The organism is Desulfatiglans sp. (assembly GCA_012513605.1).
Lineage (GTDB): Bacteria > Desulfobacterota > DSM-4660 > Desulfatiglandales > HGW-15 > JAAZBV01.
Genome location: JAAZBV010000134.1, coordinates 1 through 20,544, shown reverse-complemented (window position 1 = coordinate 20,544; position 20,544 = coordinate 1). Strand labels below are relative to the sequence as shown.

Genomic DNA, 20,544 nt, shown 5'->3' with positions numbered 1-20,544 from the left:
GATTTCTGATTCGGAATATCTCATATCCCGAAAAAGAATCAACCCCTTGTATTAAAAAAGTCTTTCGGCTATTATGCCGCTTTAATCTCAATAAAAGGACTTTAATATGAAAATAAGCCAGTTACCAGAAGATATACGAAAATATATAATGCCATCCCCAAACGGCGCCATGTCATACAGGTGCCTTGGATGCAATAACCATTTTGGAATAGACGAACTGCTCTATACCTGCCCTGAATGCGGCACGGTTCTAATGCTTGAGGATACCTCCTTTGACCGCTACAAGGAGATAAGCGGTGAGATGTGGAGGAAGATATTTGACTACAGGTCAATGATATGTGACCCGCCCCTTAAAGGCATCTTCAGGTTTTATGAGTTCATAGCGCCTGTCATACCGCTTGATAAAATAGTATACCTTGGAGAAGGTCACACGCCTGTAGTAAAGGCAAACAGCAGACTCAGGGATATTGTGGGCAGGAATTTTTTTTTCAAGGATGACGGCCTCAACCCCAGCGCCTCTTTTAAAGACAGGGGCATGGCCTGTGCCATGAGTTATATTAACTATTTTGCATCAAAGAACAATGTAGACAAGATACTTGCCATATGCGCATCCACCGGTGATACTTCCGCTGCTGCTGCCCTTTATGCAAGCTACATGGGTGAATTCTTAAAATCAGCAGTTATTCTGCCCCAGGGAAAGGTCACACCGCAGCAGCTTGCACAACCACTTGGCGCAGGCGCAAAGGTGCTGGAGATCCCCGGTGTGTTTGACGACTGCATGAAGGTGGTTGAGGCCCTTGCCGAGAACTATCATGTTGCGCTTCTTAACTCCAAAAACAGTTGGCGCATACTGGGGCAGGAATCATACTCATATGAGATAGCCCAGGCATTTGACTATGAGGTGGGTGACAAGGTGATTGTCCTTCCTATTGGTAATGCCGGAAACATTACGGCTGTCATGAGCGGATTTTTAAAATTTTATAAAGCAGGCGTTATAAAAAATCTTCCAAAGATAATAGGCGTTCAGTCAGAACATGCTGACCCGGTCTACAGATATTATCTGGAAGGGAACCCTGATAAAAGGGTGTTTAAAGCTGTGAATGTAAAGGCCAGCGTTGCACAGGCCGCCATGATTGGTAACCCTGTCTCAATGCCCAGGGTAATAGAGGTGGCAAATGCATACAATAATGCAACCCCTGAAAGAAAGGTGTTTGTCGTTCAGGTAAAAGAGCAGGAGATAATGGACTCAATGATCATGGCAAACAGAAACGGCAATGTGGTCTGTACCCAGGGAGGCGAATCCATGGCCGGTATGAAAAGGGCAGTGGAGCTCGGGATCGTGAAAAAGGATGAGATAGGCATCCTTGATTCAACTGCACATATGTTAAAATTTTTAAGTTTTCAGGAAAAGTATTTTAATGATTCATTTGAACCTGAATTCAATGTGAAACCTGTTCAGGAGCTGAAAAATTTCCCAATGTTCGTAAAACCCTCTACCCTTGAGATATTCCCTTCACCTGGAAGGCCTCTTTCAGGAAAGGAGATGGATAAATTCGTTGACAGTATGAGCACTGAAATAGCCGGTATTCTCGGACTGGAAAAGAGATAGATGAATATCCTCTTTGTATGTACCGGTAACATAAGCAGGAGCTTTCTGGCAAAGGCCATCCTGCTTGATGAGGTCAGAAAAAACAGTATAAAGGGTGTGGAAATCTCCTCTGCCGGTACGGGTGCCTTTCCGGGCACGCCGGCAGACCCTGAAATGGTAAAATTCCTCATAGATAAAAAAATCCCTGTGCCCGGGCATGCCTCTAAACTTGTAACCTATGAAGATATAAAATGGGCGGACATGATCCTTGTCATGGATAGAACCCACTATAACCATATAATAAAAACATGGCCTGAATCAGCCGGAAAGATGGAAATGCTGGGCAAGTATATCTCCCCTGACCACCCTGATGATGAGATAATAGACCCCTATGGCAGGTCTCCCTACCATTACAGGCTTGTGCAGTCACAGATCCTGCTTGCAGTATCCAATCTGGTCAAGGCCATTACACAGAGGAAACAATCGTGATCAGGTTCAATTTTATAATGGTGGACCGGACAAGGGCATCATATATCAGGGAAGGGGAGGAGGAGTACCTTAAGCGCCTTAAACGATTCGTTAGTTATAAATGGACAGAGGTGAGGCCTGTAAAAATCACCAGGGGCATCTCAGATGAGGAGGTTATCCGCAAAGAGGGTGACCATATCATTGAAAAGATCGAACATGGCGATTACCTGATAGCCCTGGATAAAGGGGGTAAGCAATACAGTTCCGAGGGGTTTGCCTCTCTGATAAAGAAACTGTCTGATGAAAACAGGGGCCAGGTCTGTTTTATAATAGGCGGCCCTCTGGGATTATCAGAAGATGTTAAAAAAAGGGCTGATCAGACTCTCTCTCTATCTGAATTGACCCTTACCCATGAGATGGTCAGGCTGATCCTTACTGAACAGATTTACAGGGCATTTACAATATTGGAGAGGCACAAATACCATAAATAGAAAAACAGGATCGTTATCGATCTTTTATATGGCTGAACTTGCCTCAAGGGCCAGTTTTATCTTGTTCTTAAGCTCTGTCAGATCAAAGGATTTGATGACATAAAAATCCGCGGCAATGGATTTCATGTCTTCCTTGAATGTATCGTATGCTGTACAGAGTATGACAGGCAGTTCATAAAATTTATTACGTATATCCTGAAGCAGATCAAGCCCGTTATAGTCCACCATTTTTATATCAAGCACAACAAGGTCAGGTTTTTCAGACTCTATCTTTTCCAGCAGCATATACCCGCTGTCAGCAGTGGTAATTTCATAGCCTGCCTCTGCCAGCTCTTCTGAGTAGAGAAAGCGGATATGCTCTTCATCATCAACTATCAGTATCTTGGCCATCGAATCCTCCCTTACAAAGCAGTAATAATGGGATCACATGAGAACAGACTGTTTAAATTATACATCTGGAAAACAGGAGAATCTAAAAAGTACTGCATTTTTACCATATTTTCCCGGATGATGCAAATAATTTCATTGTCCTGTAATAAAAGGTCAACCCGGAAGCAGGTTAAGTCCTCAATTTACTTAAGTCCCTTGCCCCAATTTATACTTTCCTCCAGTCAGATAGGCAGTTCACCAGTTCATACGGACCTTTATTCCCCTCTCTGAGAGATATTCCTTTATTTCTCTTATTGTATACTCATTAAAATGGGTCATGGATGCTATCAGTGCCGCATCAGCCCTGTCATCATCAAGCACCTGAAAAATATGTTCGGGGGTGCCTGCGCCGCCCGAAGCAATTACCGGGATGCCTACATTTGAAGATATGAGACTGTTCAGCTCAAGCTCATAACCCTCCTTCGTACCGTCTGCATCTATGGAATTAAGGCATATTTCACCGGCACCAAGGCCTTCACCTTTTTTTGCCCAGAGAAGTGCATCAAGTCCCATATGTCTTCTGCCGCCGTTTATGACAACCTCATACCCGCTGGGGATATTTTCGGAGACAGGCACCTTTTTGACATCCATTCCAAGTACGATACACTGACTTCCAAAGGCATCAGCCCCCTGTGAGATAATCTCAGGATTCTGCACTGCAGCGGAATTAACGCTGATCTTTTCAGCGCCTGCAAGCAGAACTCTTCTCATCTCTTCAACTGTTTTTATACCCCCTCCCACTGAAAAGGGTATAAAGATTTTTTCGGCCACCTTTTTTACTGTCTCTATCATGATATCGCGGCCCTCACTTGAGGCGGTAATATCATAAAAGACTATTTCATCAGCCCCGTGCAGGTAATACTGGTAGGCTGTTTCTACCGGATCACCTATATCGACATTGCCCTTGAATTTTACACCCTTTGTAAGCCTTCCATCCTTTACATCCAGGCAGGAGATTATCCTTTTACTCAACATTTTATTTCCCGCTCCACTTGCAAAAATTTTCAAGGATTTTAAGCCCCGGTCTGCCGCTCTTCTCAGGGTGAAATTGCACTGCAACAAGATTGCCAGAGGTTAATACAGAGGTGAATCGGATCCCGTATAAGGTCTCACCTAAGATATTATCAGGGGATGAAGGCGCAGGGTAATATGAGTGGACAAAATAGAACTCAATATCCTCCGCCACCCCGTCAAATAGAGGATGAGGCTTTTTTAATTTTATACTGTTCCACCCCATATGAGGCACCTTCAGTTTTCTACCTTCAGTGTCCTTGAGGTCATCCGGGAATTTCAGCACATCCCCTTTTACAAGTGAAAGACACCGGGTATTATTCTCCTGGCTTGATTCGAGTATGATCTGAGTGCCAAGGCAGATGCCAAGCACCGGTTTACCTGACTCAAATACCTCTTTTAATGCAATATCGAGCCTGTTTGCCTTCAGGTCACTGATGGCCTTTCCTGCTGCCCCGACACCGGGGAAAATAACCCTGTCTGCATCCAGAATTTTTTTAAAGTCGGATGTAATTAAGGAACTCACACCAATGAAATCAAGTGCCCTTTTTACACTTGTCAGATTTCCGGCATTATAATCAATAATCGCTATCATCTATGCCACACTCCATAGCTTAACTTTATCAGGTATAAATGTATTTCTTGTCAATGCTTTTATGATTTTTTCAAATCAAAGGGAAATGAATCAGTACAGACTAAAGACTAAAACAACCCGGGATGTTTTTTTATCTCCTGTTCCACCTTTTTGGGATCAGAGGCATTATAAAGGGCAATGCTGTGCAGATGGTCAAGGCTCTCAGGGTCTATCTTTGTAAACACAATAGCAGATGTTACATCATCAATCCTTACTATCTTGCCTTCTACCGAAACAACAGGGGCCTCATCATTATCCCCGAGCATTATTTTCAGGAGACATTTATCCCCGGTATTTGCGTTGACGCTTGTGGGGAGCAGACACCCTCCTATACTGAGATTTATCAACTCTTCTATCATGTATGTACAACCGTTGACAGATAATTCAGACTTCATTCTATAGTAAAAACGTGTAAACTTTCTATTTTCAGAGCCCATATCTCTCCCTGTCCATTTGAATTTAACACTGTTTCAGGCAGCCATTTCAGTATAATTTTAAAAGTTCTATTTACTTCATAAATGCAATATGTTAACAGAAATATCATATTCTTGCCCTAACAGTAAAGAACATAGTTTAAAAATATCAGAAAGAATAACAGTGCGAATTTCAGGAGAAGAGATGTCATTAACAAAAACAGAGATTGTGGAGAATCTGGTTAAAATTGGTTTTAATCGTAAAAAGGCAGTACAGATGCTTGAAAACCTTTTGGAGATCATAAAAAGAGATCTGGAAAACGGTGAAGATGTGCTGATTTCAGGTTTTGGCAAATTCAGCATAAAAAATAAAAAAGAGCGCAGAGGCAGGAACCCGGCAACAGGCGATGACCTGATTCTGGGAAAAAGAAAGGTTATAACCTTTAACTGCTCTTCGGTTTTAAGGGAGAGGTTTAATAAATAGGGTCAGCTCAAAATTCGTTTTTCAATGCCCCGCAGCTCAATCAGATATTTATAAAATCTTATAACGGCTTCGGGGCTGTTTATTTTATGAGTGATGCCATGCAAGTGAAACAGATGATAAGCCAGGCCAGAAAGACCATATCAAAATACAATATGATCCGAAAGGGAGATCGTATCGTAGTTGCCGTTTCAGGAGGGGCGGACTCCATATGTCTTTTGGACATACTGGCCGCTCTTTCAAATGAACTGGATCTAACTCTTATAACAGCCCATTTTGAACATGACTTCAGACCTCTGGAAGACCCTTTTGAAACCGCACTTACAGAGGAACATTCAAGATCATTAAATCTACCCTTTGAGACAGAAAAGGCATCGGGCCTTGATTTAAGCGCCTCTTCCCTTGAAGAAAAGGCAAGGGAACTCAGATATGATTTTTTTGAAAGGGTAAGGAAAAGATATAATGCTGACCTGATTGCGATGGGGCATAACCTCAATGATCAGGCCGAAACCGTGTTGATGAGACTATTAAGGGGGAGCGGCATTGCAGGGCTTTCAGGAATACCCCCGGTAAGAGATAATATCATTATCCGGCCACTTATAGAGACCAGCAGGGAGGATATCTTAAGGTATCTTGAGGAAAGGCAGCTCAGATATGCTGTTGACAGCTCCAACAAAGACATCCGGTTTACAAGGAACAGGATTAGACAGATATTGATACCGGAGATGATCAAATATCAGCCTGAATTGATTGAGATGCTCGGGCGTCTTTCAGATCATCTCAGGGAAGAAAACCGCCTTGTTGAAACATGGGCCGATGAATGGATTAATAACAACCTTAAAAAAAATCAGAATAATGCATACCTCGTTGATATCAAGTCAGTTAAGACTCTCCACCATGCCCTTATTAAAAGGATAATCAGGGGTATTGTGAAAAGCTATAATAACAGCACGTATAGCATTGAATCGGATCATGTACAGGAGATATTTGATCTCCTCTACAACCCAAAACCCAATATAACTATTAATCTGCCTGGAAACCTTATTGCCCGCAAGGAGTATAACTCCCTGATTTTTACATACCGGGGCTCCTGCCCTGATTCATTCTGTTATGAGTTGAAATCCAGTGGAGAGACCAGTATCAAGGAGATCGGAAGGACAATTTTCATAGAGGAAACAGTTAACAGACCTGGTATCATTAAGGCGAATGCAGATATTGCCCTTCTTGATAAAGAACTGCTTTCATACCCTCTTACTGTAAGGAATTTCATGCCTGGCGACAGATTCGTTCCACTCGGAATGAAAGGACACAGAAAGCTAAAGGATTTTTTTATAGACCTAAAAATTCCATCTCAGAAAAGGAAAGAGATCCCTGTTTTTTTAAAGAAAAACCAAGTAATCTGGGTAGGAGGATACCGGATTGATGACCGTTTCAAGGTGACAACGGAAACAAAGGAGATATTAAAGATCTCCCTCATATGACCTTTTCTATATATTCTTAAAAGATGGAATCCTATCTTGCCAGTTTTATAGTCGCAGATGTGACCACACCCCATATCCAGTTATAGACAAGCACAAAGACAGGGGTAAGAAGCCCCAGCTCTATGCCTGCCATGCCATTACCGGTTCTATAAGGAAAGATATAAAAAAGCTGAACAAGGGTCGGAAACAGGCTGATAAGAGTCCCCCTGGAAAAAGTCTTTAGCCCTAGTATGGGAACAAGAAACAGAAAACCCCAGATACCTCCCCATACTATGCGCTGATAAAGCCAGGGACTGGCAAGCGCCGGTGCTATGCGTACACCAAGCAAACCGGTAATGCCATAATGACCGGCTGCCCACACTGCAAGACTCATTATAAGCCCACCAAAACTCCCCGCAGCAAAACAGATCAATAGTTTTTTCATGTTAGCTCCTGTTTATGGTTAACGTCAGGCAAGATACCATGCTTTTAATATCTCTATCTGAAATACCTTGATGACCCCTTTATTACCTCCCACCCTGCTTCATTAAAAATTTTACAGCAGCTTTCTACTGTCTCGCCTCTTCCCTCTTCAGTCTTTTTTTCAGTATCTCTGGGGTTTGCACCGACCTCTGCCCAGAAGAGGTTTGCGCCTGCTACAGCGCCAAGTGCACATGGTTCATGGGTACAGTTACCAGGGACTCTCTCTGGAGTACCAAGCCTTGTAGCTGCCAATATCTGGGCCATCCTTAATTCAGATATCATGCCCCTTTTTGCCATTTCTGTACCGGGTATAGGTATCCTTCTTGCAGCGCCGCTGAATGAAGGCGCAAATGTGGTGATCAGCGCTATCATAGTGGCAAGTTCTTCATTGGTATGTTCAGGCCCAACAGGTTCAACACATGTGCCTACCTTAAGGCCCGCTTCTTTGAAATTATTGATACTCCTTATCCTCTGATCAACAGGTATCCCTGTATCAATCCCTTCCCTTAAACGTACCGCATGATATACCCCTGTGAATCCGGTATCTTTAAGTTTCATCGCATTTTCCAGACCCTGATCACCAATATTGGCCAGCATGATTGTTTCAGGCTTCAGGTTTCTTCTGACCTCAACGGATATTTCAATAAAACGTTCAAAGGAAAACTTTGCATTGGACATCATGTAAATAGCATTTGCGCCATTATCCTCAAACATTTTAGCGTAATCCACTGCGGTTTTATGTGTGATTTCAGTCTCATCACTAAATATTCTGTTACTCCTTGCAAATGAACAGAAAAGGCATTCACACGGGCAGGGCCCAAGGTTGACAGCAAACTGTGCATGCACCTCAGCCTCTCCCCCTGTGAGTCCCTTTGAAATACGGGATGCCTCGGCCATTACCATATAACTTTCCATTGAATCAGGAGGAAAGCTCAGTATATGGACAAGTTCATTGTGAGACAAGATATCGTTAGCCTGTGATTTTTTTAATATATCATTAATATCCATAATTCACCTGTTATCAACATATCATAGAATGCTGACTGCTCTTTTACCCAGTGGTGAAAAGCATACCTTTACCAGCTTGAAATGGGCAATACCGAAAAAAACAGAAAATATCAAAATGAAGGATAAAAAACAGCCGATCCACGCAAAAAAGCCTCCCCCAAATACAAACCAGATGAGATTTGCAGCAAGAATCATATGACGGCCCCTTTTATTTCAAATATTCACCAGCGATATATAAAAAAGGCCAGGCATTATCAAAAGACCTGACCTTTTTATCGACTCAGTCATACAGGGATGGATTAGAACATCTCTTTACTCATCTTGTCTATTTCCTCGGAAACAGCCTCATACACACCGGGGTATGTGCTCATTGGGCCGCCCATTGTTGTGTTCGGGATAAAATAGAGCTTCCCGTTTGTTGTACATGCCCTTCTTACCTCTCTGGCGATAACTTCCCGTGACCAGTTCTCGCGATCAACAACGCCGTTATCAATATCACCCATAAAGGAGATCTTTCCGCCATATTTTTTAACCAGCTCAGGTGTCTTATTGGTTGTAACACATCCCTGCCATATATCAATTCCCATCTCTATCATATAAGGTACGAGGTTTGCGCCATACGCATCACTGTGATGAACAATAAGCTCAACACCGTTTGCCTTGTAATAGCCATATATCTTTTTATATGGTTCAACAAAAAATTCATTAAACATATCAGGAGACATGAATGAGGAGGTATGGCTGCCCCAGTCATCATGGTGGAATACACAATCCGGTTTAAAATGTTTACAAAGAAGCTTTGCATAACCAAGTTCCCATTCTGTGATATAGTCAATCAGGTCCTTCATTGCTTCTGGTTCTAAAGCCAGGTTCATAAGGGCGGTATCCACACCCATAAGGTAATGGGTCTGCTCAAATATACCGGGAGCTATAAAGACTGTGGCAAACACCTCATTTCTATCGATTGCCTCAACAGAGGGTTTATATTTTTCCCATTCTGAATCAGGATAGTCAAGCTTTGGTGATTTTACAACATCCCGCCATTTTGTTACGTCCTTTATGACCTTGTGCGCATCATCATGAACAGGAAATGGCCCTGGCAGCCCTTCCGGCCACTTTATTGTGACACCCCAGCCGTTAACAGCCTGTTGTCCTGGCCCAGGTGATGGGTTTCCTGCACTGACAGGATCGCCCATGATCATGCCGAACATGGTATCCTGACATGCCAGTGCTTCATACTGGTTTACAAACCTGTCCGGTTTTCCACCTCTTATTGTTTCCAATAGATTTTGTCTTTTTGTAAGCATCTCCCTAATCTCCTTTTATCTCATTTTTACAGGTTTATCCCTGAATATCTAACAGCTATGGATACTGATTCTATGGAAAAAGCTGCCATAAATATTCATAATCTTTATTGCCTGACAAGGGTTTTAACTGCCTTTCAAGATATATGGAAAATCTATCTATGTGTCAAGGCATTTATATCCTATTGATAAATCAGATTTTTTTAATGAGATGCTGAATATAAATGATAATCCCTCCTTGGTCTTTAAAGAGGAAAAGCAGACATGTCATCACATCTCTCCGAATCTGTGAAACCTGTAAATCATGCAGCCTTGGGGTAACCTTCAGGAGAACTCCATGAATCAGGGGTAAGCGGGGCAAGCCCCCAGACATTTCGTGCATAATCACACCTTGGAGAAGGGAGATTATCTTCCCAGGCAGGCTTAAACTCCCTGCATACAGAGGAGCGGTTTTCATAGATTTTGCAATAGACACTATGCCCTATCTCTCCTTCAAGACAGTCGCAGCGTGGATGTATATTATCCGTTCCTTTCATTGCTACCATGAAATCATTTATCTTTACAGTCAAATGGGAAGGGACACCACCTTGGGTAAATTCCGATGTCTCTGCCCAGTAAAAGGAGGCGCGAAAAAGGGCACAGCAGGCGCCGCAACTAATGCATGGATTTATTATCATAATTCACCGATATAACAAAAAATGTATCTCAAATTAAATGGCAGAATTCTATAGAGCGTAGTAGTTTTTAAGTCAAGATTATTTATTAAACCCACACAAGAAATATCACCTGTTTTGCCCTGCCTTTACAGGATTGACTTTATAGGGAATATAAAATAATCCTATGAAAAAACCAAAAGGAGATATAATCATGAAAGTTCTTTTCTTCGGACCAAATGGCAGTGGAAAGGGTACACAGGGTGCTATTGTTAAGACCAGGCTGAATATCCCTCATATTGAAACAGGTGTTATCTTCAGGGAAAATATCCTGAAAGGAACCACACTTGGCAAAGAGGCAAAGGGCTATATTGACAGGGGAGAGCTGGTGCCTGACAGTATTACCATCCCAATGATTCTTGACCGAATCAAGAACGATGACTGTAAGAATGGGTGGCTCCTTGATGGCTTCCCGAGAAATCTTACACAGGCGGAAGAGCTTGACAGATCTTTAAAAAAAGAGGGCATCGCACTTGATATCGTTATTGAAATGGAGCTGCCAAGACAGATCGCCAAAGAGAGGATAATGGGGAGGCGACTCTGTGAAAATGACAACAATCATCCAAATAATATATTTATTGATGCAATAAAACCTGATGGTGATAATTGCCGTATCTGTGGCGGTAGGCTCAAGACAAGAAATGATGATCAGGATGAGACGGCAATCGATAAAAGGCATGACATATACTATGATACGAAAACAGGGACCATGGCTGCGGTAAACTATTTTAAAAAACTTTCCATGGCAAACAAAGGAATACCTAAAATTATTGGGCTGGATGGAAGGCCCGGGGTTAAAGAGGTATCTGAGTATCTTCTTGATAAGCTAAAATGATATTTTCTTTAATGGTCAAATACCATGATTCACCCTGCTCAGGGTGAATCTTATAGATTTTTTGCCATTTATTACCCTCAATAAAAAAAATTAAAAAAAATAATAAAAATACTTTACATATTGAAAATATACCCTTAAGGTGTGCCTTAGTTGAGGAGATTATGCAGGGAAAAATATACAGTGTCCTGCATGGAATCAGGGACAAAAAGTACCTGGTTATGATACCTTCCGGTAAGTTATATAAAAAAATATAAGTAAATAATTCAGCAGGTTACATAACAAATCTGACTGATAAAAATTGAAGGAATAAAATTTGCATTAAACTAGTTTGATTCTTCTGATGGTGGTAAGTAGTAAATAAGGCCCGAAAATGGCCTATTTAATAAAGCATACATCATTCTTGAGCTGAAACAGACTAACTGGAAAATTTTATGTATTTTGAAAAACCTGATCGCCTCTTTAGCATTTTTTTATCATTAGCTTTTCTCTTTTTATTGGTTTTGTTCTCTTCTGAGGTTTCAGCACGTGAAATAACCCTTACCTGGGAGCCTAACAGCGAACCGGACCTTAGCCATTATATAGTTTACTGGGGAGTTGGACCTGGTGCATATACATCTAACAGCGGAAATATCGGTTTAAAAACTGAATATAAAATCAATATACCCGATGGTGATGAGACCTATTTTTTTGCAGTTACCGCTGTTGATACATCAGGCCTTGAAAGTGATTTTTCAAATGAGGTGAATACAAGCTCTGTTGTATTTTCCTTAAAAAGCGGCTGGAACCTTATTTCCATACCAGACATATCAGCAAATATTTCTATTCAAGAGGCCTTTGGCCCAATTATGAGCAGTATAATTAATATATCAGCCTATGAAAACGGGGCATGGCGTGTATATCCATATAATCCACAGTATGGCACTCTTTCTATAATAAAGCCCTGGCAGGGACTATGGTTAAACATGCGAAATAGTGAAACAATATCATTCATACCCAAAACATATAACAGCGTTTATCTCGTAAAGGGGTGGAACCTTGTCAGATTCACCCTGCCTCTTTCACAGGATATCCGTAATGCTACTTCTTCAATTTATAGAAATATTATAAGCATATGGACATATCAGGAGGGTAAGTGGATGGTTTATGACCCTCTCAATCCCTATTTAAGCGATCTTCAAACTCTTGAACCCGGGCCTGGTTATTGGATAAATGTCAAAAAGGCCTGCTTGTGGACTCATTGAATACCTGAGAGTATCTAATATGTATAAAATAAAATATGTACATGTCTTATTTTGTATTATCCCTTAAACCTCTGTATTTCTTTTATTCAACAATCATATTTCAAATTATATTAATAATATCAATGCATTATAATTGCTTTTTTAAAGTGTTTTATGATTGGCACATAAAATGCTTATATAGAGATCGAGTCGCTTGATAAGGGCAAACCGTTCGAAAGGGCGGGACGCAAAGCCGTCGGCCTAAATTCCCTTGTAACAAAATGGGGAACATGGTTGCGAGGTTGCCGGGCGGGTCGGCACACCCTAAGTGCTGATTCGGCCACATGCTGATACGTGCAGACACTGGGAGGTGCCAATATGGAACATAATAATCCTGTAGTTCGCTTTTTACTCAAAGGTTTTATCCAGGTTTTTTCAATCCTCTTTATTGTTTTTTTTGTAACATCTGCTGCTGCCCGTGAGGTTACCCTCACATGGGAAGCGAACAGCGAGCCGGACCTGAGCCATTATATAGTCTACTGGGGAAACAGTTCAGGTAATTATACAAAAAACAGCGGTAATATCGGTTTGGCTAATGAGTATACGACAGACATACCGGATGATGGGAGAAAATACTATTTTGCGGTAACCGCTGTTGATGAGGCAGGCCTTGAAAGCGACTTCTCAAATGAGGTCAGTTCTGTTCCCGGCATGTTTATTTCAACAAAAAGCAACTGGAACCTGATTTCGATACCAAACGTAGCTGAAAACACACCGATTGAAGATGCCCTTGGTCCTATAATGGATGATGTAGTAACCATATGGACATATGTTGATGGTGTCTGGAAGTATTATAACCCTGACAACCCGAATACCAGTACGCTTCTTGAAGTAAAACCAGGCCAGGGCCTCTGGCTGAACATGAGTGATAATGCTGAACTATATATCCCGGAGGCTGTGCCTGTAGATGCAGTAAACCTCTCTCATGGGTGGAACCTTGTCGGGCTAAATTCTGCCGCAATTCTGAATATGCCACAGGCAATATCTTCAATCCTTGATAATGTAATAAGCATCTGGACATATCAGGATAGCAAATGGAAGGTATATGATCCTGATAACCCGGAGTTCAGTGACTTGACAACTTTAAAGCCCGGTTACGGTTACTGGATAAAGGTCCGCTCAGCATGTACATGGAGATATTAAGATAATTTTCTGATACATAACCATTTAACATCGCCCCTCGATCCTATGTTTTTACCTCCCCCTGGATCGAGGGGCGATTCCTGTTTCAGCCCTTTCTAAACTTTCTTATTAAAGACCAAAATTATAGAATTGATATTCTTTGTTCTTTAAAACAGAAATAAAATATGATACCAAAGTTATGTTTTTGATAAAATTGAGAAAATTTGCAGGGCGTAGGAATTATAAGGCTAAAGAGTATGGTCCAGGAAAAATTAAAGGGAGCATAAGCTCCCTGAAATTTCTTCTGTTGATGGGGTGAGTGACGGGGCTCGAACCCGCGGCATCTGAGGCCACAACCCAGTGCTCTACCAGCTGAGCTACACCCACCATGTTTTTTTAATCTTTTATCATGCTTTTAAAATTTTGCAACAAAAAGATTAAAATAATAGCAAACAAGGAGAAGGCCAATATAAAAATGATAGATAACAGAGCAGAATTATACAGGATGATACCGGCAGTTGACCGGCTGCTTGATAACCCTGTAATAAAAGATATTGCAGAGCACTACCCCAGAACCCTTATCCTGCGGGCAATAAATGAGATACTCTCTGAAACAAGAAAGGGCATAGAAAAGGGGGACATATCAAAAGAGAGCCGTACGATTGATCCGGAAAACATCGTCAATATGATTGTTATTAGGCTCGAATTCCTTTCACACCTGAGCCTTCGTAATGTAATTAATGCTACAGGTGTTATCCTGCATACGAATCTTGGCCGGTCAATACTGGCAGAAAGGGTTATTGAAAGATTAATTGATATAAGCAGGGGTTACAGTAATCTGGAATATGACCTTGAAAAGGGAAAACGTGGCAGCAGGTATACCCATGTGGAGGGTATTTTAAAAGAGCTGACCTCAGCGGAGGCGGGAATGGTGGTAAACAATAACGCTGCCGCTGTACTTATTACCCTTGAGACATTGGCAAAAGAGCGCGAGGTTATTGTCTCAAGAGGAGAACTTGTGGAGATAGGCGGCTCTTTCAGGATACCTGATGTCATGAAAAAAAGCGGTGCAAGAATGATAGAGGTTGGGACAACCAACAAGACCCATCTTAATGATTATGAAGCAGCTATAACATCTGAAACCGCTGCCATATTGAAGGTGCATAAAAGCAATTTCCAGATAATAGGTTTTCACGATGAGGTAAAGAGGTCAACGCTTGTTGAACTGGGCAGAAAACACAATATCCCTGTTATTGAAGACCTTGGCAGCGGCTCTTTTATTGATCTCTCCAAATATGGTTATCAATGGGAACCAACCGTCCAGCAGGTGGTTAACGAAGGTGTGGATATTGTAACATTCAGCGGGGATAAACTATTAGGTGGCCCGCAGGCAGGGATAATAATCGGTAAAAAGGAGCTTGTTGAAAAGATACGTAAAAACCAGCTTAACAGGGCACTGAGGATTGATAAGCTTACACTTGCCGCACTGGAAGAGACCCTGAATATATACAGGGATGAACAAAAGGCAGTTGAGACAATTCCTACGCTCAGTATGATATGCAGGTCATACGAGGACCTTAAATTAAAAGTGCAAAGACTGTATCGCATGATACCTGTAAAGGAGGGGAGCAGTTTCAAGATCGACATGATAAATGGAACATCCAAGACAGGAGGAGGGGCTTTACCACTGCTGGAACTCCCAACACGGCTTTTGAGACTTAATCCGGTAAAAATGACTGCCCATGAGATAAGCGAGGCACTAAAATCCTGCACCCCTCCCATTATAGTAAGGGTTGAGCAGGAGAGCGTACTCCTGGATGTCAGGACAATACAGGAAAAGGAGCTTAAGCCTGTAGCAGAATGCATTAATAATCTGAATAAAATCATTGTGTAAGGCAGGTAGATATAATGAAGGATATAATAGAAAATATTTTCCAGGAGAGTGTAAGAGTAAAGGAGCAGTTTATCAAAGAGAACTATAATGACCTGATCACCCTTGCCAGAAAAATAGCATCCGCATTTACAAGAGACCGGAAGCTGATGCTTTGCGGGAATGGCGGTAGCGCTGCTGACGCACAGCATATTGCAGCTGAATTTGTCAACCGGCTTGAAATGGAGAGACCTCCCCTTCCGGCCATATCTCTTGCGACTGATTCCTCTATTATCACATGCATAGGCAATGACTATTCTTTTAATGATATTTTCACCAAACAGGTGAAAGCTATTGGCCTGGAGGGGGATGTTCTCCTTGCAATAAGCACGAGCGGTAATTCACAGAATGTAATATCAGCAGCAGAGACAGCAAGTGAGATGGGCATTTATGTGGCTGCACTTACCGGCGGCAAGGGCGGAAAACTGAAAGATGTGAGTGATCTCTGCCTTATTGTCCCAAGTGAGAGTACCGCAAGGACACAGGAAAGCCATATCCTGGCCGGGCACATTATCTGCAAACTTGTGGATCATATTTTATTCCAGGGAGGAGAATAGCATAGCGGAGTGAGGTTTACGGTATGAGGTCTTCGGTATACGGGTATATCATGAAATCCCCTGGTGGATAATAATTTCAAATTAATCATGTAAAGACTTTACAACCACAATTATGGAACTTATAAAGTGTTACAGAACGAAAATAATATGGGAGTAAGAAATGCCTATTTATGAATATCAATGCACAAAGTGCAATGAAGAGTTTGAGTGTATTGTACTCGGAAATGATACAGTCACATGCCCTAAATGTGATACCAGAAAGGTAAAGCGTAAGATCTCCGCATGTAGCCACAAAAGCGGCGGCAAAGGTGGTGGGGATTATTCCTCATCTTCCAGATCATCCTCATCCGGTTGCTCTTCCTGTGCAGGCGGAAGCTGCACTTCGTGCCATTAATTAACAGGCATAAGAGGGGTCTTGTATGTTCCGCATAGGTTTCGGATATGATGCGCACCGCCTGGTTGAGGGGCGAAGGCTGATACTGGGTGGAATCGAAATCCCCTGGAGGCTTGGCCTGCTTGGCCATTCAGATGCTGATGTGCTTGTCCATGCAATAATGGACGGGATACTTGGCGCACTTGGGAGAGGAGATATTGGAAGGCATTTCCCTGATACAGACCCTGCTTACAAGGATAAAGACAGTCTCCTGATGTTAAAGAGCGTCATGTCCATGGTAAGGGAGGATGGTTATCAGATAAATAATGTTGACTGCACCATTGTGGCACAACAGCCAAAACTCTCTCCCCACATTGAAGCTATGATAGATAAATTGGCCACTGTACTTGCGGTAGAAAAAGGCAGTGTAAATATCAAGGCAACAACAACCGAAGGGATGGGCTTTGCAGGTCGGGGTGAAGGCATGGGGGCATATGCGGCAGTCAGCCTGGTGAAGAAGGTCTAAGGTTTGAGGTTTGCGGTATACGGGAAGGTAGATCAGGTGAATCCTGATCTTAATTTTTACAGGAAACAAGGTTTAATAAATTATGAAATTATATAACACAGCAACACGACAGAAAGAAATTTTTATTCCCCTTGTTGAAGGGAAAGTTGGGATGTATGTATGCGGCGTAACGGTTTATGATCATTCACATATCGGTCATGCACGTTCAGCCATTGTGTTTGATGTACTTGTAAGATACTTCAGGGAAAGAGGCTTCTCTGTAACTTATGTGCGCAACTTTACAGATGTGGATGATAAGATAATCAACCGCGCCAATGAACTTGGAAAAAAGCCCTCTTCTCTTGCTCAGGAGCACATTGACTCATTCAATGAGGATATGAAGGCCCTTTATGTCATGAAGCCGGATATTGAACCCAGGGCAACAGAACACATAGGTAACATGATCAAGATGATCCAGCTCCTGATTGACAAGGGATTTGCATATGAGGTTGATGGCGATGTCTTTTATGCTGTGGAAAAACTGGATGATTACGGCAGGCTTTCAGGCAGAAAGCTTGATGAGATGAAGGCGGGGAGCCGCATAGATATAAATGATAAAAAACGCCATCCAATGGATTTTACACTCTGGAAACCCTCCAAGCCCGGAGAGCCTATGTGGGACAGCCCCTGGGGTAAAGGAAGACCGGGATGGCATATGGAATGTTCTGTGATGAGCAATAATTACCTGGGCAGCACCTTTGACATACATGGCGGCGGCCAGGACCTTCTATTCCCTCATCATGAAAATGAGAGGGCACAGTCAAAGGCGGCCACAGGAGGTGAGTTTGCCCGCTACTGGGTGCATAATGGGTTTCTTACTGTTGAGTCCGAAAAGATGTCCAAGTCCCTTGGCAATTTTATATATATAAAAGATGCCCTGCACAATTATCACCCTGAGGTGCTGAGGTTTTTCCTGCTTTCAAAACAGTATAGAAGCCCTCTTGATTTTGCAAAAAAGGATGTGCTGGATTTCCAGGCTGGCCTTGTACGAATATACCGCACCCTCCAGAGGGTTGAAGAGCTTACTGGGCCTGTAGAGGGTAATGGTCAACCCAATATTCAGGGGTTACTGGCTAATGAACAGAAAAATGATTTTTTAAACCGGTTTATCAACCTTATGGATGATGACCTGAATACTGCCGGTGTTGTGGGTATTATCTTTGACAGGATAAAAGAGCTTAACAGGATCATGGATGATGCAGGTGACCGCCCTTCTAAAGAAGCCATAGATCAGCTTAAAGATGAAAGAGCAGCCCTGCAAAAAGTTGGAGCTGTACTGGGTATATTGAATTTTAAACCATCGGTCTTTATTTCACAGATTGAAAAGCCCTCTGACATTGATGAATCTGAGATCGAGGGACTCATAAAACAGAGGAAAGAGGCCAGGGCTCAGAAAGAGTGGGCAAAGGCGGATGAGATAAGAAATAAACTCAAGCAGATGGGCATTGTACTGGAAGATAAAGAAGGCGTCACCAAATGGCGAAAAGATATATGAATCGGTGCAAGGCGCAGGGCACAAGGCGTAAGGAAAGGCTTTTACCCTGTGCCTTGAGCCTTGCGCCTGTTATTTGAATCTCAAAAACTTCATGCTTTATTTATCTATCTAACATCTAATTTTTGACAATAAAGGTTTCCCATGTTCAAAATAGTTACAGACCTTAAACCATGCGGGGATCAGCCGCAGGCTATAAACGACCTGGTCAGGGGTATAAAAAATAACCTGAAACATCAGGTGCTGCTTGGCGTAACCGGTTCGGGTAAAACCTTTACCATGGCCCACGTCATAGAGAGTGTGCAGAAGCCTGCACTGATCATGGCCCCTAACAAGACCCTGGCTGCCCAACTCTATGGTGAATTCAAGAATCTTTTTCCTGAAAATGCGGTTGAGTATTTTGTGAGTTACTATGATTATTATCAGCCTGAGGCATATATCCCACAGTCTGATACCTATATCCAGAAGGACTCCAGCATCAATGAAAACATAGACAAGATGCGGCATTCAGCTACACGGTCTCTCCTTGACAGGGATGATGTTATTATCATTGCAAGTGTCTCCTGTATCTACGGCCTTGGTTCCCCTGAGGCATACCATGATATGATCCTGTATGCGGAAAAGGGTGACAAGCTATCAAGGGATATTGCAGTAAAAAAACTGGTAGAGATCTATTATGAAAGGGGTGACTTTGATTTTTACAGGGGCAGGTTCAGGGTGAGGGGCGATATACTTGACATCTTTCCTGCCTATGAAGAGGATAAGGCCATAAGGATAACCTTCTGGGGAGATGATGTTGAGGCCATTCAGGAGATTGACCCGCTTACCGGAAAGGTCAAAAAAGAGCTCAACAGGATCACCATCTATCCTGCAACCCATTATGTAACATCCGCTGAGATAAGGGACAAGGCAATAAAGGGTATAAGGGAGGAGATGAAGCAGAGGGTAGAGGAATTCAGGAATAACAATAAATTTATCGAGGCGCAGCGTATTGAGGAGCGCACCCTTTTTGATCTGGAGATGATGATCGAGATGGGCTATTGCCACGGCATAGAAAACTATTCACGGCACCTTACAGGAAGGGGTCAGGGCGAGGCGCCCCCAACGCTCCTTGATTATTTCCCAAAGGATTTTCTGCTCTTTATTGATGAGAGCCATATCACGGTCCCGCAGATAGGCGGGATGTACCGTGGAGACCGATCCAGAAAAGAGACGCTGGTAAGTTATGGTTTCCGACTGCCATCAGCGCTGGATAACAGGCCGCTCAAATTTGAAGAGTTTAATGAAAGGCTAAATCAGATAGTGTATGTCTCTGCAACACCTGGCCCCTATGAGCTTGAAAAAGGCGAGGCCATAACCGAGCAGATAATCAGGCCAACCGGCCTGATTGATCCTGAAATTATGATTGTCCCGGCAAAGGATCAGGTTGACGATCTGCTTTACAGGATAAGGGAGAGGGTAAAAAATAACGAACGTGTGCTGGTAACAACTCTTACCAAAAGGATGGCAGAGGACCTTGCTGAATATTACTCTGAGCTTAACGTAAAGGTCAGGTATCTCCATTCGGATATAAAGACTATCGAAAGGATGGAGATCATCAGGGATTTAAGACTGGGTGTATTTGATGTGCTGATAGGCATCAACCTTCTGAGAGAGGGGCTTGACATCCCTGAGGTATCCCTTGTTGCTATTATGGACGCTGACAAGGAGGGTTTTTTAAGGTCAGAGAGGTCCCTTATCCAGACATGTGGCAGGGCAGCCAGAAATCTGAACGGCACGGTTATTCTATATGCGGATCAGGTTACAGGCTCAATGGAAAGGGCGATTGATGAGAGCAACAGGCGAAGGGAGATTCAGCTTAAATACAATATTGAAAACAATATCACACCTGAATCCATTGCAAAGGA

Annotated in this window: 23 protein-coding genes, 1 tRNA gene and 1 riboswitch; of the genes, 14 read left to right on the top strand and 10 right to left on the bottom strand. The window is 42.5% G+C overall.

All coding sequences use genetic code 11. The features are described from left to right. Positions 1 to 106 precede the first annotated feature (106 nt). From thrC to GX654_17975, 3 genes are read left to right on the top strand one after another with little or no spacing between them, the layout of a single operon-like run. Positions 107 to 1,609 carry a threonine synthase gene (gene thrC / locus GX654_17985; protein NLD38755.1) on the top strand — a complete coding sequence of 501 codons (1,503 nt, stop codon included), beginning with the start codon at positions 107 to 109 and terminating at the stop codon, positions 1,607 to 1,609. Next, a complete protein-coding gene (locus GX654_17980; protein ID NLD38754.1) occupies positions 1,610 to 2,077 on the top strand; it encodes a hypothetical protein in 468 nt (155 codons plus the stop codon). It begins immediately after the preceding gene. Continuing rightward, positions 2,074 to 2,547: a 23S rRNA (pseudouridine(1915)-N(3))-methyltransferase RlmH gene (locus tag GX654_17975; GenBank protein ID NLD38753.1), complete on the top strand. Its 474-nt coding sequence runs from the start codon at positions 2,074 to 2,076 to the stop codon at positions 2,545 to 2,547. Before GX654_17980 ends, GX654_17975 begins: the two co-directional genes overlap by 4 nt. 24 nt (positions 2,548 to 2,571) lie before the next feature. On the opposite strand, the gene GX654_17970 is transcribed toward GX654_17975, so the two are convergent. From GX654_17970 to GX654_17955, 4 genes are all read right to left on the bottom strand, one after another. Then, positions 2,572 to 2,937, bottom strand: a complete 366-nt coding sequence (locus GX654_17970; protein NLD38752.1) for a response regulator — start codon at positions 2,935 to 2,937, stop codon at positions 2,572 to 2,574. Positions 2,938 to 3,171: 234 nt separating this feature from the next. Further along, positions 3,172 to 3,951: an imidazole glycerol phosphate synthase subunit HisF gene (gene hisF, locus GX654_17965; GenBank protein NLD38751.1), complete on the bottom strand. Its 780-nt coding sequence runs from the start codon at positions 3,949 to 3,951 to the stop codon at positions 3,172 to 3,174. Position 3,952: 1 nt separating this feature from the next. Further along, the gene (gene hisH, locus GX654_17960) at positions 3,953 to 4,582 is read right to left on the bottom strand and encodes an imidazole glycerol phosphate synthase subunit HisH (GenBank protein NLD38750.1); all 630 of its coding nucleotides are present in this window, start codon (positions 4,580 to 4,582) and stop codon (positions 3,953 to 3,955) included. A gap of 107 nt (positions 4,583 to 4,689) precedes the next feature. Further along, positions 4,690 to 5,058, bottom strand: a complete 369-nt coding sequence (locus GX654_17955; GenBank protein NLD38749.1) for a PilZ domain-containing protein — start codon at positions 5,056 to 5,058, stop codon at positions 4,690 to 4,692. A gap of 181 nt (positions 5,059 to 5,239) precedes the next feature. On the opposite strand from GX654_17955, the gene GX654_17950 reads away from it, so the two are divergent. Beyond that, on the top strand, positions 5,240 to 5,518 hold the full coding sequence (locus GX654_17950; protein ID NLD38748.1) for an integration host factor subunit alpha: 279 nt from the start codon (positions 5,240 to 5,242) through the stop codon (positions 5,516 to 5,518). 86 nt (positions 5,519 to 5,604) lie between these two features. Further along, entirely contained in the window at positions 5,605 to 6,996 is a 1,392-nt protein-coding gene (gene tilS, locus GX654_17945; GenBank protein NLD38747.1) for a tRNA lysidine(34) synthetase TilS, read from the top strand. A 31-nt stretch (positions 6,997 to 7,027) separates the two neighbouring features. On the opposite strand, the gene GX654_17940 is transcribed toward tilS, so the two are convergent. The 5 genes from GX654_17940 to GX654_17920 form a co-directional block, all read right to left on the bottom strand. Continuing rightward, positions 7,028 to 7,420 carry a hypothetical protein gene (locus GX654_17940; GenBank protein NLD38746.1) on the bottom strand — a complete coding sequence of 131 codons (393 nt, stop codon included), beginning with the start codon at positions 7,418 to 7,420 and terminating at the stop codon, positions 7,028 to 7,030. A 53-nt stretch (positions 7,421 to 7,473) separates the two neighbouring features. Then, entirely contained in the window at positions 7,474 to 8,466 is a 993-nt protein-coding gene (locus GX654_17935) for a radical SAM protein (GenBank protein NLD38745.1), read from the bottom strand. Positions 8,467 to 8,487: 21 nt separating this feature from the next. Further along, on the bottom strand, positions 8,488 to 8,661 hold the full coding sequence (locus tag GX654_17930; GenBank protein NLD38744.1) for a hypothetical protein: 174 nt from the start codon (positions 8,659 to 8,661) through the stop codon (positions 8,488 to 8,490). Positions 8,662 to 8,765: 104 nt separating this feature from the next. Beyond that, entirely contained in the window at positions 8,766 to 9,773 is a 1,008-nt protein-coding gene (locus GX654_17925) for a uroporphyrinogen decarboxylase (GenBank protein ID NLD38743.1), read from the bottom strand. 299 nt (positions 9,774 to 10,072) lie between these two features. Beyond that, positions 10,073 to 10,450, bottom strand: coding sequence for a YkgJ family cysteine cluster protein (locus GX654_17920; protein NLD38742.1), 378 nt, complete (start codon positions 10,448 to 10,450; stop codon positions 10,073 to 10,075). A gap of 187 nt (positions 10,451 to 10,637) precedes the next feature. Here GX654_17920 and GX654_17915 point away from each other — a divergent pair, with 187 nt between their 5' ends. The 3 genes from GX654_17915 to GX654_17905 all read left to right on the top strand — a co-directional run bounded on the left by GX654_17915 (position 10,638) and on the right by GX654_17905 (position 13,741). Beyond that, positions 10,638 to 11,318 (top strand): adenylate kinase, encoded by a 681-nt coding sequence (locus tag GX654_17915; GenBank protein NLD38741.1) that lies wholly within the window; start codon positions 10,638 to 10,640, stop codon positions 11,316 to 11,318. A 431-nt stretch (positions 11,319 to 11,749) separates the two neighbouring features. After that, complete coding sequence (locus GX654_17910) at positions 11,750 to 12,559, top strand: fibronectin type III domain-containing protein (protein ID NLD38740.1); 810 nt, start codon at positions 11,750 to 11,752, stop codon at positions 12,557 to 12,559. A gap of 191 nt (positions 12,560 to 12,750) precedes the next feature. After that, positions 12,751 to 12,848: riboswitch (cyclic di-GMP riboswitch) on the top strand. 68 nt (positions 12,849 to 12,916) lie between these two features. After that, positions 12,917 to 13,741, top strand: coding sequence for a hypothetical protein (locus GX654_17905; GenBank protein NLD38739.1), 825 nt, complete (start codon positions 12,917 to 12,919; stop codon positions 13,739 to 13,741). Between the two features lie 290 nt (positions 13,742 to 14,031). Here the strand turns inward: GX654_17905 and GX654_17900 are convergent. Beyond that, positions 14,032 to 14,107 (bottom strand) — tRNA-His (locus tag GX654_17900). An 88-nt stretch (positions 14,108 to 14,195) separates the two neighbouring features. Here GX654_17900 and GX654_17895 point away from each other — a divergent pair. The 6 genes from GX654_17895 to uvrB form a co-directional block, all read left to right on the top strand. Next, positions 14,196 to 15,614 carry an L-seryl-tRNA(Sec) selenium transferase gene (locus GX654_17895; GenBank protein NLD38738.1) on the top strand — a complete coding sequence of 473 codons (1,419 nt, stop codon included), beginning with the start codon at positions 14,196 to 14,198 and terminating at the stop codon, positions 15,612 to 15,614. Positions 15,615 to 15,640: 26 nt separating this feature from the next. Then, positions 15,641 to 16,207: a D-sedoheptulose 7-phosphate isomerase gene (locus GX654_17890; GenBank protein ID NLD38737.1), complete on the top strand. Its 567-nt coding sequence runs from the start codon at positions 15,641 to 15,643 to the stop codon at positions 16,205 to 16,207. A 160-nt stretch (positions 16,208 to 16,367) separates the two neighbouring features. After that, positions 16,368 to 16,601 carry a zinc ribbon domain-containing protein gene (locus GX654_17885; protein NLD38736.1) on the top strand — a complete coding sequence of 78 codons (234 nt, stop codon included), beginning with the start codon at positions 16,368 to 16,370 and terminating at the stop codon, positions 16,599 to 16,601. A 25-nt stretch (positions 16,602 to 16,626) separates the two neighbouring features. Further along, positions 16,627 to 17,106 (top strand): 2-C-methyl-D-erythritol 2,4-cyclodiphosphate synthase, encoded by a 480-nt coding sequence (locus GX654_17880; protein ID NLD38735.1) that lies wholly within the window; start codon positions 16,627 to 16,629, stop codon positions 17,104 to 17,106. 82 nt (positions 17,107 to 17,188) lie between these two features. Beyond that, positions 17,189 to 18,640: a cysteine--tRNA ligase gene (locus tag GX654_17875; protein ID NLD38734.1), complete on the top strand. Its 1,452-nt coding sequence runs from the start codon at positions 17,189 to 17,191 to the stop codon at positions 18,638 to 18,640. 141 nt (positions 18,641 to 18,781) lie between these two features. Then, the coding region (uvrB, locus tag GX654_17870; protein NLD38733.1) for an excinuclease ABC subunit UvrB at positions 18,782 to 20,544 on the top strand (1,763 nt) is incomplete at its 3' end.